The sequence below is a fragment of the Streptomyces sp. NPDC042638 genome (genome assembly GCF_040647235.1).
Taxonomy (GTDB): domain Bacteria; phylum Actinomycetota; class Actinomycetes; order Streptomycetales; family Streptomycetaceae; genus Streptomyces; species Streptomyces rameus.
In genome coordinates this window covers 247,913-262,731 of sequence record NZ_JBEZBT010000003.1, presented here as the reverse complement: position 1 = coordinate 262,731, position 14,819 = coordinate 247,913, and the positions used below count along the sequence as shown (strand labels likewise).

Annotated in this window: 9 protein-coding genes and 1 pseudogene; all 10 read right to left on the bottom strand. The window is 72.8% G+C overall.

Features of this window, described 5'->3' with window-relative positions; translation table 11 throughout:
- Window positions 1–136 precede the first annotated feature (136 nt).
- Window positions 137–562, bottom strand: a complete 426-nt coding sequence (locus AB0B40_RS04245) for a hypothetical protein (protein WP_345058035.1) — start codon at window positions 560–562, stop codon at window positions 137–139.
- Between the two features lie 187 nt (window positions 563–749).
- Window positions 750–1,856, bottom strand: coding sequence for a glutamate 5-kinase (gene proB / locus AB0B40_RS04240; RefSeq protein ID WP_345058068.1), 1,107 nt, complete (start codon window positions 1,854–1,856; stop codon window positions 750–752).
- A 171-nt stretch (window positions 1,857–2,027) separates the two neighbouring features.
- The gene (locus tag AB0B40_RS04235; RefSeq protein ID WP_362262728.1) at window positions 2,028–4,229 is read right to left on the bottom strand and encodes a hypothetical protein; all 2,202 of its coding nucleotides are present in this window, start codon (window positions 4,227–4,229) and stop codon (window positions 2,028–2,030) included.
- A 42-nt stretch (window positions 4,230–4,271) separates the two neighbouring features.
- On the bottom strand, window positions 4,272–5,768 hold the full coding sequence (locus AB0B40_RS04230; RefSeq protein ID WP_362262725.1) for a bifunctional cytidylyltransferase/SDR family oxidoreductase: 1,497 nt from the start codon (window positions 5,766–5,768) through the stop codon (window positions 4,272–4,274).
- A gap of 610 nt (window positions 5,769–6,378) precedes the next feature.
- A complete protein-coding gene (gene obgE / locus AB0B40_RS04225) occupies window positions 6,379–7,827 on the bottom strand; it encodes a GTPase ObgE (protein WP_345058044.1) in 1,449 nt (482 codons plus the stop codon).
- A 119-nt stretch (window positions 7,828–7,946) separates the two neighbouring features.
- The gene (gene rpmA, locus AB0B40_RS04220) at window positions 7,947–8,201 is read right to left on the bottom strand and encodes a 50S ribosomal protein L27 (protein WP_061922958.1); all 255 of its coding nucleotides are present in this window, start codon (window positions 8,199–8,201) and stop codon (window positions 7,947–7,949) included.
- Window positions 8,202–8,215: 14 nt separating this feature from the next.
- On the bottom strand, window positions 8,216–8,536 hold the full coding sequence (gene rplU / locus AB0B40_RS04215; protein ID WP_004931419.1) for a 50S ribosomal protein L21: 321 nt from the start codon (window positions 8,534–8,536) through the stop codon (window positions 8,216–8,218).
- Between the two features lie 324 nt (window positions 8,537–8,860).
- Window positions 8,861–13,291, bottom strand: coding sequence for an Rne/Rng family ribonuclease (locus AB0B40_RS04210; protein WP_362262722.1), 4,431 nt, complete (start codon window positions 13,289–13,291; stop codon window positions 8,861–8,863).
- A 262-nt stretch (window positions 13,292–13,553) separates the two neighbouring features.
- Entirely contained in the window at window positions 13,554–14,330 is a 777-nt protein-coding gene (locus AB0B40_RS04205) for a TIGR03936 family radical SAM-associated protein (protein WP_345060541.1), read from the bottom strand.
- A 46-nt stretch (window positions 14,331–14,376) separates the two neighbouring features.
- Window positions 14,377–14,819 (bottom strand): annotated as a pseudogene (locus AB0B40_RS04200) (hypothetical protein); the annotation flags it as partial.

Genomic DNA, 14,819 nt, shown 5'->3' with positions numbered 1-14,819 from the left:
GCCCGGCTCGACCCCGCCCCGCCCGGCCCGGCTCAGCTCGGCTTGGCCCGGCTCGACCCCGCCCCGCCCGGCCCGGCTCAGCTCGGCTTGGCCCGGCTCGGCTTGGCCCGGCTCAGCCTCGCCCGGCTCGGCCGGATCAGAAGGGGTGCACCCCGACCGGTGTCGCCGGCGCGGGGCCGTAGCCCTCGGCGATGCGCTGGTGGTAGGTCTCGCGGTCGATGACCTCCAGACCGACGATCTCCCAGGCGGGCAGGCCGGCGGTCTGCCGGTGCTCGCCCCACAGGCGCAGCGCCACGGCGGCGGCGTCGTGCAGGTCGCGGGCCTCTTCCCAGTACCGGATCTCCGCGTGGTCGGGCGCGTATCTGCTGGTCAGCAGGAAGGGGTGGTCGTGGGCGAGCTGTTCCAGGGCCCGCCGCAGCTCGGGCAGGGGGACCTTCTCCCCGGAGACGCTCAGGGTGACGTGCCACAGCCTGGGCAGGTCCTTGGGCTCCTCATAGGTGTCCCCGGCCGCGACGCTCGTCAGAGCACCGCGGGACGCCGTCCCAGGGCGCACTCGTCTCACGACGGCCTCCTTCACGCTTGGCTCGCAAGGTCCGCATCGCTCGCTCGGCCCCTTGACGGAACGTGTCCTTTCAACATGTCCCCGGGACAAAGTTGAGCAGGCCGCAGGGCTCCGCGTGGTGGTTTTACGGAACGTCCCCCACCGGGGGCGTTCCTTACGTCCGGTTTTACGAGCGGTTTTGCGAGAGCTACACGTGCAGGAGCACCAGGTCGTCCCTGTGTACGACCTCACGCTCGTAGCCGGGCCCCAGCTCGCGCGCCAGCTCGCGGGTCGAACGCCCGATCAGCCGGGGGATCTCCCTGGAGTCGAAGTTGACGAGCCCCCGGGCCACCGCACGGCCCTGCGCGTCACGCAGTTCGACGGGATCGCCGGCGCTGAACTCGCCTTCCACGGCGGCGATTCCGGCCGGCAGCAGTGAGGTGCGCCGCTGCACGACCGCGTCCACCGCGCCGTCGTCCAGAGTGAGGGCGCCCTGCGGGGTGGAGGCGTGCTGCAGCCAGAGGAGCCGGTCCGCGGAGCGCTTCCCGGTGGGGTGGAAGTAGGTGCCGGTGTCGCCGCCGGCCAGGGCCTCGGCCGCGTGTACGGCGCTGGTCAGCACCACGGGGATGCCGGCGGCGGCGGCGATGCGGGCGGCCTCCACCTTGGTGACCATGCCGCCGGTGCCGACACCGGCCTTGCCCGCACTGCCGATCTCGACGCCGGCGAGATCCTCCGGGCCCTTGACCTCCGCTATCCGGGAGGTGCCGGGCCTGCTGGGGTCACCGTCGTAGACGCCGTCGATGTCGGAGAGGAGGACCAGCAGGTCGGCGTGGACGAGATGGGCGACGAGGGCGGCGAGGCGGTCGTTGTCGCCGAAGCGGATCTCGTCGGTGGCGACGGTGTCGTTCTCGTTGACGATCGGGAAGGCACCCATCGCCAGCAGCTTGTCGAGGGTGCGGGAGGCGTTGCGATGGTGGGCGCGGCGGCTCATGTCGTCGCTGGTGAGCAGGACTTGGCCGACGCGGACGCCGTAGCGGGCGAAGGAGGCGGTGTAGCGGGCGACGAGCAGGCCCTGGCCGACGCTGGCGGCGGCCTGCTGGCGGGCGAGGTCCTTGGGGCGGCGGCGCAGGCCGAGCGGGGCCAGGCCGGCGGCGATGGCGCCGGAGGACACGAGGACGATCTCCCGCTCTCCCCCGCTGCGGATCTTCGCGAGGACGTCGACCAGCGCGTCGACACGGTCGGCGTCCAGGCCGCCCGTGGCGGTGGTCAGGGAGGAGGAGCCCACCTTGACGACGATCCTGCGGGCCTCGCCCACGGCCTGCCTCGCGCTTGCCACCTTGCCCTGCCGCCCCTCGCCTCGCTCCGCTGCGCCGCTCGGAAATCTACGGGAAGCGGACCTCCCACCGCACATCGGTCCAGCCCCCGGACAGCGGCGTTCCGCGCGCCGGCCCGACGGCGTGGTCACGGCGTGACGGTCATCCCGCGGTCACCCCTTCCGCCTCTCCGGCCATCGCTCTGGCCACCTCCCGGCCGTCTCTCCGGCCGTCTCCCCGGCCATCGCTCCGGCCGTCTCCCCGGCCATCGCTCCGGCCGTCTCTCCGGCCGACGCGGTGCGCTGGCCCGGCACCGCGTCGACCAGCTCGGCCGTTTCGGCGGGGTCGGCGTTCGCCGCGCCCGGCCGGGGCTGCCGGCCGGCGTTGCGCGCCTCGGACCTGAGGGCCAGGTCGGCGAGCGCGGTGTTGAACCGGTCGATCGACTTCGGCTCGTCCGGGCCGAGCAGGTACCGCTTCAGCTCCGCGCGCGCGTCCGCCAGCGGGTCGGCGGCCGGGGCGCGCACGGCGTCCAGCAGTCCGCCCAGCTCCGCCGCGCCGTTGGAGAGGATCACCGCGGCGCGCACGGCGGTGTTCTGCCGCCTGAACTCATCGGCCCCCACCGCGGCGGAGTCGGTGACCGCGTACGGCTTGCCGCTCGCGATGAAGTCGGAGACCACGGAGGAGATGTCGGAGACCATCGCGTCGCAGACGTTGAAGCAGTCGTACAGGCGCGGCTGGGCGCCCTTGATCACGCGGTGCTCGTACGACGGGAAGGAGCGCCAGTAGGCGTCGTTCCACTCGGCGCGCAGCCGGGCGGTCTCCTCGTGCCGGTCCACCTCGGTGTTGCCGTCGCGGGTGGCCTCGGCCTCGTCGCCCTTGCTGCCGCCGGCGCCGGCCAGCTCGGCGAGCCGGGCCTCGATCCGGGCCAGCTCGGCCTTGGCCCGGTCCAGGGCGGCGCTGTCCGCGGTGAAGCGGGAGTCGGTGGCGCGCGCGGCGGCCGACTCCTCGACGAGGGCGGCGATGCGCCGGTGGGCGGCCTTGGCGGCCTCGCTGACGTTGCCGGTGAACGGGTGCGGCTTGTACAGGACGCGGACCGGCGGGTCGGCGGTGATCAGCTTCGTCACGATGTTCTCGCCGGCGAGCACGATCGAGGTGTTGCCGGGGTTTCCGTCCCAGCCCTCCCAGGTGGGGGCGTACAGAACCGTGGGCACACGGTCCTTAGGGCCGCCCCGCGCGCTGCGGACGGGCGCGAGCTGAGGGCGGCCGACCTCCACGATGTCGTCGTCGCGGACCCCGACGTCGGCGATGGCGTAGCGGTCGCGGCCGGCGCGGCCGGCGGTCCACACCTCGTCGTAGACCTTGCTGTACGGGTTGACGCTCGCGAGCTTGTCGCTGTCGCCGTGGCCGATGAAGACGTGCTTCATGGTGGGAACGCGCAGCAGGTGGATGTTCTTGCCGACGTTGGCCGCGTACAGGGCGACGCGCACGCTCGACAGGTCCAGGTTCATCAGGTGCACCCCTCCCGGCACGCAGAGGACGGGGACCGTGGTGGGCGCGAGGCCGCGCAGGACGACGCGCTCGCGGAGGATGACCAGTGGCCGGGTGTCCAGCCGCTCCATCGTCTCCAGCCACATGTTGACCTGGTAGGCGGAGTCCTTGGAGCCGGAGAAGTACAGGACCGTCTCGGGCTTGTAGCCGGTCAGCCAGTCGTCCACGGCGGCGAGGACGGCACCGGCCCGCGGCGGGACCTTCCGCCCGCGTACGTACGGCATGAGGACGAGGACGTACAGGCAGCCGAGGCCGACGGTGAGGCCGGTGCCGGTGAAGGCGACGGCGGGGTGGAGCGCGGTGGAGAGCAGGATGCCGGCGACCGCCGGCAGGTCGAGGTGGAGCATCTTCTCCGCGGAGCGGTGCATCAGCCGGCGCGGCGGGGCGTCCGGGATGCGGACGCGGGACCTCAGGTCGATGTTGCGGGTGGCCACCGGCATCCGGCGACGGTTGCGGATGAGGGTGACCAGGGCGCCGTGGGGGGCCTGGAGTCCGTAGAAGGCGATGAAGCAGGCGACGGCGCCGTAGAAGACCAGGTCGTCCGAGAGGGACAGGCGGGCCAGCAGCAGGACCAGCAGCAGCTGCCTGATCAGGAAGCGGATCGACAGACCCGCCCGGATCTTGCTGAGGCGGTTGACCAGATAGCTGCCCTTGCGGTGCAGGTAGTGGTCCGCCAGGTACGTCACGGCGGTCACGGCCGCGAAGGCGGGGACGCTCGGGACGAGCGCGGCCAGCATGAGCGCCGGGAAGCCCAGGATCAGGAGGGCCGCCGCGGCCAGCTCGGCCGCGCTGCCCACCCGGGCGAGGCGAATAGCGGTGGATATCAAGGAGAAACCTGCTCTGAGAGGGGGTGCCCTTTGCCCGGACTGCTAAAGATCGTCCTGACGGTCCAGCAGTGCGGCGAGCGCCTGCTCGAAGCCCGAGGCCTTGGCCGCGCCCGCGGTCGGGTCCTGCTGGCGGACGTCGATGACATGTCCGGTCAGCTCCGACAGCAGTACGTCGAGGGAGGTGCCGGCGACGGCCTCGGAGGAGAGCAGGGTGCCCGCGGGCTCCGCGCCGAAGGCCTTGGTGCGCATCGGCGTCGCGGTGCGCTCGGGGTTGATGCAGTTGACGCGGATGCCGTCGGCGGCCCACTCGTCGGACAGCGCCTGCGTGAGGTTCACCATGGCCGCCTTCGTGGAGGAGTACAGGGAGTACTCGGCACGGCCGCGGGTGTAACTGCTGGAGGTGTAGAGCAGCAACTGGCCCCCGGTCTCGGCCAGATACTTGTAGGAGGCGCGCGCGATCTGCACCGGGGCGAGGTAGTTGACCTTCAGGGCCTCCTCGATGGTGGCGCTGCCGGTCTCGTCGAGCCTGCCGATGCGCAGCACGCCCGCGGTGTTGACGACGTAGTCGATCCGGCCGGTCTCCGTGTACGCCATGGACAGCGCGTCGTCGACCTCCTGCGGGTTCTCCACGTGCGTGCCGGTGGTGGAGCGGCCCAGCGCGTAGACGTCCGCGCCGTAGGCCCCGGCGAGTTCGGCGAGGTCCTTGCCGATGCCGTAGGAGCCACCGAAGATCACGAAGGTCTTGCCGGTGAGCAGGTCGCGGTAGGCGTTCTCGCCGATCCGCTCGGGCGCGGCGGTGGAGGCGAGCTGGAACAGCTTGTCGGCGATGAAGACGTCGACCGGCTGCGTCACCTTCATGTTGTACTCGTCACCCGCGACGACGTGGATCGGCACGTCGGGCAGGTACTTGAGGACCACCGAGCAGTCGTCCGTGGCCTCGAAGTTGGGGTCCCCGGCCGCGACCTCGTAGGCGTGGCGGATCGTGGACAGCCGGAAGGCCTGCGGGGTCTGGCCGCGGCGCAGCCGGGAGCGGTCGGGGATCTCGGTGATGAACTCGCCGTCCTCGCCGTGCGTACGAGTGACGATGACGGTGTCCGCGGACGGGATGGCGACGTCCACGGCCTGGTAGCGCTCCAGCGCGGCCACGCAGTCGTCGATGACACGCTGCGAGAGCAGCGGGCGTACGGCGTCGTGGAACAGTACGTTGCGGTCCTCGCCCTCGGACAGGCCCTCGCCGAGCGCGGCGATGGCGCGTTCCGTGGTCTCGTTCCGCGTCTGGCCGCCCTCGATGACCTTCTTCACCTTGGTGAAGCCCGCCTTCGCGACGAGCCTCTCCACGTCGGCCACATAGCCCGGGGTCATCAGCACGATGACGTCGTCGATCGAGTCGGCATGCTCGAAGGTGGCCAGGGTGTGCTCGATGACTGCCTTGCCGGCGATCTTCAGCAGCTGCTTGGGGATCGAAAGACCCACCCGCTGACCGGTTCCACCAGCCAGGATCACGGCGGTGGTACGGGGCTTGGCTATGTGCTGGGACACAAGTGACCTACCTGTGGGCGACACGGACGCCGGGAATGGTTGCATTCCCGGTAACCGCGATGCAAGGCGAGTGACGGGCACCGCACATGTGCGTGCAACCTTTTATTCATCGTGCGCTCCTGTCGATAGGTGACAGGTGATGTGAACGCCCGTGAAATACCTGTGAGTAAATCCACAGATTTCCCTGAATATGTTTGGGCGACACCTCCATCGCCATGTAAAGGCCCTGCACAGCGGCCGGTCCGGCGGCTGTGCGGCAGCCCGGCGGAGTGTGCGCGTCTTCACGTCCCGGGGCACGGGGATGCACGGGTTCTTCATATGTCGCAACGCCTGGTCGCGAACAGGGCGGGAATACGGCACGACCCGGCGCTCATTGCCACGGAATTGACATCCGGGACGCCGTATTTCGATCCCGGCCGGGGCCGGTGATCGATTTGTGCTGCCCGTGACTTTCTTGAGGAGATTCGCCCCTCGGGGCTGCCGGCTCCGGGATCCGGCAGACAGAAAAACGCGACACGCAGCGGACCTGGGTCCGCTGCGTGTCGCGCAGTGTGCCTCACCCGACGGCCGGGCAGAACGTGCTTGCCCGAACGTGCCTACTCGAACGTGCTTACTCGAACGGATCGAAGTCGTCGTACTCCCGCAGCGACTCGTCGCGCTCCGCCTGCTTGTCCCTGCGGCGCTGTGCCGCGGGGCGGGCCGCGTCGAAGCGGTGGTCCTCGCCACGGCGGCCGAGCATCTCCGCGCCGGCCATGACGGTCGGCTCCCAGTCGAAGACGACCGCGTTCTCCTCGGGGCCGATGGCGACGCCGTCGCCCGTGCGGGCGCCCGCCTTCATCAGCTTCTCCTCCACCCCGAGGCGGTTGAGCCGGTCGGCGAGGTAGCCGACGGCCTCGTCGTTGTTGAAGTCGGTCTGGCGGACCCAGCGTTCGGGCTTCTCGCCGCGCACCCGGAACAGCGGCTCGCCGCCGACGTCCTCGCGGACGACGGTGAAGCCCGCGTCGTCCACGGCCTTGGGCCGGATGACGATCCGGGTCGCCTCCTCCTTCGGCTTCGCGGCACGCGCCTTGGCGACCAGCTCGCCGAGGGCGAAGGTCAGCTCCCGCAGCCCGATGTGAGCCACGGCCGACACCTCGAAGACCCGGTAGCCGCGGGCCTCCAGGTCGGGGCGGACCATCTCGGCGAGGTCCTTGCCGTCCGGTACGTCGACCTTGTTCAGGACGACCATGCGGGGCCGGTTGTCGAGGCCGCCGTACTGCCGCAGTTCCTCCTCGATGATGTCGAGGTCGGAGACCGGGTCGCGGTCGGACTCCAGCGTCGCGGTGTCCAGTACGTGCACCAGGACGCTGCACCGCTCCACGTGCCGCAGGAACTCCAGGCCCAGACCGCGGCCCTGGCTGGCGCCGGGGATGAGACCGGGCACGTCGGCGATGGTGTACACGGTGGAACCCGCGGTCACCACGCCCAGGTTCGGGACCAGCGTCGTGAACGGGTAGTCGGCGATCTTCGGCTTGGCCGCGCTGAGCACGGAGATCAGCGAGGACTTGCCGGCGCTCGGGTAGCCGACGAGGGCCACGTCGGCGACGGTCTTCAGCTCCAGGACGATGTCCTGGAGGTCCCCGGGCACGCCCAGCAGCGCGAAGCCGGGCGCCTTGCGGCGTGCGGAGGCCAGCGCCGCGTTGCCCAGGCCGCCCCGGCCGCCCTGCGCGGCGACGTACGAGGTGCCGTGGCCGACCAGGTCGGCGAGCACGTTGCCGTCCTTGTCCAGGACGACCGTGCCGTCCGGCACCGGCAGGACCAGGTCCTCGCCGTCCTTGCCGGAACGGTTGCCGCCCTCGCCGGGCTTGCCGTTGGTGGCCTTGCGGTGCGGGGAGTGGTGGTAGTCGAGCAGCGTCGTGACCGACTGGTCGACGGTCAGGATGACGTCACCGCCACGGCCGCCGTTGCCGCCGTCGGGGCCGCCGAGCGGCTTGAACTTCTCACGGTGAACGGAGGCACAGCCGTGGCCTCCGTTACCCGCGGCGACATGCAGTTCGACGCGGTCCACGAAGGTGGTCATGGTTCAGTGCCTCCAGGAAGTGCGGGTATGTCTAGTTGTTAACACGCGAAAGGCGGACCCGCTTCCCGACCGGGAAGTGAGGTCCGCCTCGCGAAACGTACGGTGCTGAATCAGACGATTCAGGCGACCGGAACGATGTTCACGACCTTGCGGCCACGGTGGCTGCCGAACTCCACCGCACCGGCCTGGAGGGCGAACAGCGTGTCGTCGCCGCCACGGCCGACGCCGGCGCCGGGGTGGAAGTGGGTGCCGCGCTGGCGGACCAGGATCTCACCCGCGTTGACGACCTGACCGCCGAAGCGCTTCACGCCGAGCCGCTGGGCATTGGAGTCGCGACCGTTCCGGGTGGACGATGCGCCCTTCTTGTGTGCCATTTCTCCTCAGTCCCTTACTTCGCAGCCGCGGGGATCTCAGTGACCTTGATCGCCGTGTACTGCTGGCGGTGGCCCTGACGACGGCGGTAGCCGGTCTTGTTCTTGTAGCGCAGAATGTCGATCTTCTGGCCCTTGTGGTGGTCCACGACCTCGGCCTGGACCTTGATGCCGGCCAGCACCCACGGGTCGCTGGTCACAGCGTCGCCGTCGACAACGAGCAGGGTCGAGAGCTCGACCGTGTCGCCAACCTTGGCAGTGGAAATCTTGTCAACCTCAACGATGTCGCCGACAGCAACCTTGTGCTGGCGACCACCGCTGCGCACGATGGCGTACACGCGGATCTCACTTTCGCTCGAAGAAACGGCACCCCCGCAGGCCAGTCGCCCAGGAACACCACGGACGACCTCTCCCGGCCCGCCTTGCGCCCGGGAGGAAGAGGTTTACGGGGATGTGGCGTGTTCAGTGGACACGCCGACGGTCAAGGTTACGGGGCCACGACCTGGGGGGTCAAACCGGGCCCCGGGGGTGTGCGGACCGTCACTCGGGACGGACCCCACGGGCCCCCGTGGAAGCGGGGCGGACCCCACGGACACGGGAGGCCCCACCGGTGTGCGGACGGTCCGGTCGTGGGTGACCGGACCGTCCGCACACCGCGGGCGTCAGCCCTCGTCGTCGGCGGTGGAGACCGTGGTGGTCTTCTTCGCCGTCGACTTCGCGGCGGCCGTCTTGGCGGTCTTCGTCGCCTTCTTGGCCGTCGTCTTCTTCGCGGCCGTCTTCTTGGCCACGGTCTTCTTGGCGGTGGTCTTCTTCGCCGGGGCCTTCTTGGCCGCCTTGCGGGCGGTCTTCTTGGCCGGCGCGACCTCCTCGGCCACCGGCTCCCCGCTCAGCGGAGCCTCCGCCGCGGGAGCCTGAACCGCTTCGGCCGCCGCGGCCACCGGAGCCTCCTCGGCCGTGCCCGACGGGACGACCACGACGGCCGCCTCCTCGGACGCGGTCGGCGCGGTGGCCTTGCGCACCGCACGGCGGCGCGGGCGGGCCGGCGCGGCGGCGCTCTCGGCGGGCGCGGGGGCGGGTGCCTCCTCGGCCGGTGCCTCGGCCACGGCGGGACGCTCGGCCGGTGCCTCGGCCGCGTGCGCGGTCTCCGGCACCGTCACCACGGCCGCCTCGGCGCCCGCGGGAGAGCCGGCCGGGGCCGACACCTTGCGGGTCGCCCGGCGCCGCGTACGGCCCTTGGGCGCGGCCTCCTCGGCGGCCGGCGCCTCGGCCTGCGGCGCCGGAACCACCTGGTCCTCGGCGGCCGCGGGCTCGGCCAGCGCCTCGGCGGCCGACTCCGGCCGCACCGGGCGCGCCGCCGCCTGCTCGGCGGTGACGTCCTGGGCGGTCGGGGCCTCGGCGGCCTGCTCCGTCGCGGCAGCAGGCTTTGCCTCGGCGGCCTCCGCCTCGGCCTGCGCGGCCCTGGCGGCCTCGGCCCGCTCGGCCCTGCCGGCCCTGCGGGTCTCGGTGCGCGGAGCCTCCGCCTTCGGGGCTCCCGCCGGAGCCGACGCCCGGCGGCTCGCCCGGCGTCGCGTACGGCCACGGCCGGCCGCCGCCTCCGCCTCGGCGACGCTGCTGTACAGCTCCTCGTCCGGCGTGAAGTCGGGCGCGGGCAGCGCGACCGGCTCGGCGGCCTCGGCGGCCACCGACACGGCGGTCTCCACCTCGGGCTCGACGGCCTCGCCGCTCTCCACGGCCACGGCGGCGGTCTCGTGCACGTGCTCCTGGGACTCGCCGCCCCGGCCGCCGCGCTTCTTGCGCTTGCCGCCGCCGCCGTTCGCGGTGGCCTGGTCCAGGTGGACGATGACACCGCGGCCGTTGCAGTGGACGCAGGTCTCGGAGAAGGACTCCAGCAGGCCCTGGCCGACCCGCTTGCGGGTCATCTGCACCAGACCCAGCGAGGTCACCTCGGCCACCTGGTGCTTCGTACGGTCCCGGCCCAGGCACTCCAGCAGGCGGCGCAGCACCAGGTCGCGGTTGGACTCCAGGACCATGTCGATGAAGTCGATCACGATGATGCCGCCGAGGTCGCGCAGCCGCAGCTGGCGCACGATCTCCTCGGCCGCCTCCAGGTTGTTCCTGGTGACCGTCTCCTCCAGGTTGCCGCCCTGGCCGGTGAACTTGCCGGTGTTGACGTCGACGACGACCATCGCCTCGGTCCGGTCGATGACCAGGGAACCGCCGCTGGGCAGCCAGACCTTGCGGTCCAGCGCCTTGGCGAGCTGCTCGTCGATCCGGTAGGTGGCGAAGACGTCCACCTCGGACGTCCACCGCGACAGCCGGCCGGCCAGGTCCGGGGCGACGTGCGAGACGTACCCGTGGATGGTCGACCAGGCCTCGTCGCCGCTGACGATGACCTTGGTGAAGTCCTCGTTGAAGATGTCGCGCACGACCCGGACGGTCATGTCCGGCTCGCCGTAGAGCAGCGTCGGCGCGTTGCCGCTCTTGGCCTTCTTCTGGATGTCCTCCCACTGCGCCTGCAGCCGCTCGACGTCCCGGCGCAGCTCGTCCTCGCTCGCGCCCTCGGCGGCGGTGCGCACGATGACGCCGGCGTCCTCGGGGACGATCTTCTTGAGGATGGTCTTCAGCCGGGCCCGCTCGGTGTCGGGCAGCTTGCGGCTGATGCCGGTCATCGAGCCCTCGGGGACGTACACGAGGTAGCGGCCCGGCAGGGAGACCTGGCTGGTCAGGCGCGCGCCCTTGTGCCCGATCGGGTCCTTGGTCACCTGGACCAGGACCGACTGGCCGGACTTCAGGGCGGACTCGATGCGGCGCGGCCCGTTGGCCATGCCGAGCGCCTCGAAGTTGACCTCACCGGCGTACAGGACCGCGTTGCGGCCCTTGCCGATGTCGATGAAGGCGGCCTCCATCGACGGCAGCACGTTCTGGACCTTGCCCAGGTAGACGTTGCCGACGTACGAGGTCGACTGCTCCTTGTTGACGTAGTGCTCCACGAGCACGCCGTCCTCCAGGACGCCGATCTGCGTACGGTCGCCGTGCTGGCGGACCACCATCACGCGCTCGACGGCCTCGCGGCGGGCCAGGAACTCGGCCTCGGTGATGATCGGGACGCGGCGGCGGCCCTGCTCGCGGCCTTCGCGGCGGCGCTGCTTCTTGGCCTCCAGACGGGTCGAGCCCTTGATGGACTGCACCTCGTCGGACGGCTCGCTGGGCTTGCGCGGCTCGCGGACCTTGACGACCGTGCGCTCCGGGTCGTCGGCGGACGGCTCGGCTTCGGTGCCGGAGTCACCGGCACGGCGACGGCGGCGACGGCGGCGACGGCTGCTGGAGCTGGACCCGCCGGACTCCTCGCCGTGGGCGTCCTCGGCGTCCTCTTCCTCCTGCTCGGCGGTGTCCTCGGCGTCCTGCGCGGCCTGCTCGGCGGCCAGTTCGTCGGCCTCGGCGTCCACGCCGTCGCCCTCACCGGCGTCACCGCGCCGGCGACGGCGTCCGCCACGGCGGCGACGGCGGCGCGCACCGGACTCCTCGAAGCCCTCGGCCTCGTCCCCGTCCTCGCCGTCGGCGAGGTCCTCGGCGGACTCCGGGACCTCCTCGGTCTCCTCCGCCTCCTCCTCGGCGACGGCCTCGGCCGGGCGGGTCTCCTCGGCGGCACCACGGCGGCGACGGCGCCGGCGGCCACCGGCCTCGGCGCGCTCCGCCGCGTACTCCTCGGTCTCCTCGGTCTCCTCCGTCCCGGCGGCCACGGCGGCGGCCTCGGCGGCGGCCCGCTCCGGGGTCTGGAACTGGAACCTGGGCTCGGTGAACACGGGCGCCTGGAAGACCGCGACGGCGGGGCGGGCGGGCCGACGCGCGCCCTCGGCCTCGGCCTCGGCGGGCTCGGCGGCCTGGGACGCGGCGGCCTGCGGGGGCTCGGAGAACCCGGACGCCGCCCGTACGACCCGGCGGCGGGACCTGCGCGGCCCCCCGGCCTCGGCGGCGGCCGGCGCGGCGGCCTGCGGAGCCTGGGCGGCGGGGGCCGGCTCGGTGGTGTGCGTGGTCGCGGGGGCCTCCGGCTGCGCGGTCCCGGCGGCGGCCGGAGCCTCCTGGGCCGTCGTCCCGGCGGTCTCCTCGTTCTCGGGCGTGCCGGAGGCCGTGGCCACCCGGCGGGTGGCGCGGCGGCGGGTACGGCGCGGGGCGGCCTCCTCGGCGGCGGGCTCCTCCGGCACGGCCGGAGCGGCCTCGGGCTCCTCGGCGGCCTCCGGCTCAGCGGCCACGGCGGCGGCCGGAGCCTCCTGCGCGGCGGCGGCGGGCGCCGACACCCGGCGCGTGGCACGCCGACGCGAACGCGCGGGCGCGGCCTCGGCGGCAGCGGGGGCCTCGGCGGCGGGCTCCTGAGCGGCTTCCGGCTCAGCGGCGGTGGCCGGGACCACGGTCTCGGCGGTCTCGGCGGACGCGGGCGCACCGACGGGAGCCGACGCACGCCGGGTCGCGCGACGACGCGGACGTCCGGCGGATGCGGCCTCGGCGGGGGCCTCGGTCGCCGGAACCTCGGCGGGCGCCTCGGCCGGGGCCTCGGCGGCGGCGCTCTCCGCGGACGCGGCGGCCTCGGCGACCGGCGCGGCAGCGCCGCGTGTGGCCCGGCGGCGGGCGCGGCGCGGGGCCGCCTCCTCGCCCACCACGACGGCGCCGGCCTCGGCGACGGCGGGAGCGGGCTCAGCGCCGGCGGATGCGGCCGGGACGACGGTCTCGGCGGTCTCGGCGGACGCCGGGGCACCGACGGGAGCCGACGCGCGGCGGGTGGCACGGCGACGCGGACGCGCGGGCGCGGGCTCCTCGGCGGCAGCGGCGTGTCCGGTCTTTTCGGTCTCTTCGGTCACTTCTGCCTCTTCAGCACCGGCGGCGTCGACAATTTCCTGCGTTACGGCGGTCTCGGCCACCTCGGTGACCTCGTCGGCATCCGCGACCGGTACGGCCGGCACGGTGACCTCGGCGGGCGCCTCCCCGGCGGCGGGCGGGCCCGCCGGACGTGAGGCGGCACGGCGGCGCCTGCGCGGCGGCAGCGTGTCGCTGGGAGTGTTCAGTTCGGAACCCTCGAGGGGTTCGGTCGGCTCGAGCATGCGGGCGTTTCTCCCGTCAGGCTCCCGGGCGCCGCACCTGGTCCGACGCCGGTCTCAAGGGACCGTCCGCCGTTGACGTCCGCGGCCCGCGCGAAGCGCGATGGCCGCCGTCCGGGGCGCGGGCGCCGCACGGGAGCACTCTGTGTCCTGTCTCGCCGGTTCCGTACGCCTTGTCGGTACGGCCTGGCGAAAGTCTTCTGGTCGGTGCGCTGCCCGACCCAGGTGGCTCCCGAGTACGAGGGCGGCGCTACGACGTCCGTCCCTACGCGGGACCTTCCGGCGTCGGCGCCGTCGCGGCGGCAACCGGTTGGGCCGTCAGGGCCTCGGCTGCCTCGCGGTCGGGCGCGAGCGGGTCGGTCACCGTGCCGGTCTCTTCATCGAACAGCCCCTGCGCCAGCCTGGTCACCGCTGCGGGGACCGGCGGCGCCAGGTCGGCCACGGCGCGGAGACCGGACAGGACGTCGTCGGGTCGTACGGCAGGCGTCACGTGCCGAACAACCAGCCGCAGTATCGCACAGGGCCGGTCGCTCGGCCTATCAGCCGGTGAACCGTGCGTTTCCAGGCTCACCACGGCCGGGCGGGCGTCGAAGGTGCGGACACCGTTCTTGGTCGTCCGCTGGACCTCCACGGTCCCGGCCCGGTTGAAGGACTCGACCGCGCGCCCGGCGTCGGCCGGGTCGACGCCGTCCAGCCGCAGCTCCCAGACGGAGGCCGTCAGCCGGTCGGCGAGGCCCGAGGTCCGTGCCTCGACCGCATCGACGATGTCGAGCCCGGGGGGCAGCGACTCGTCGAGGAGGGCGCGCAGGATCTCGGGGTCGCGCGGTGCGGTGAGCGCGATCTCCAGGTACTCCGCCTCGCTGCCCGTGCCGGTGGGTGCGGCATTGGCGTACGACACCTTCGGGTGCGGCGTGAACCCGGCCGAGTACGCCATGGGCACCTCGGCGCGGCGCAGCGCACGCTCGAAGGCGCGCTGGAAGTCTCGGTGGCTGGTGAACCTCAGGCGGCCGCGCTTGGTGTAGCGCAGTCGGATGCGCTGCACCGCGGGTGCGGGCGGCGGGCCTTCGGGCTGTCGCTTGCCCAGTGTCCTAGTCCTTCGTGAGAGCGGTCGTACTCCTACCAAGAGTACGTGTGTCGTGGGGCACGGGTTCCCGCCGGTCCACCGCGGCCGGCTGCGGGGGCGCGCCGAAGAGCATCCGGCGGAACTCCGCCCGGGCCTGCCGTGCCGTGTCGCGGGCCGAGGCCAGCGCCTCGCGCGTGGCCCGCCCCACCGCGCGCACGCCCGCGGCGACGGGCCGCAGGACGGCGGCCCGCACGGCGTGCCCGACCGGTGTGAGGACGGTCCGGTACGCCCAGCGCACCGGCTCCACGAAGATCCACCGGAAGAGGGTCCCGAGGACCCGCCCGACGGCCCGCGAGATCCGCCCGGCGATCCGCCAGGCGTGCCCGAGGGCCTCGCCCACCTCACGCGCGAGGTGGGCGAGGAACCGGCCGGCGGGTGCGAGGACCCAGCGCCACAGCGCGAGCGCGG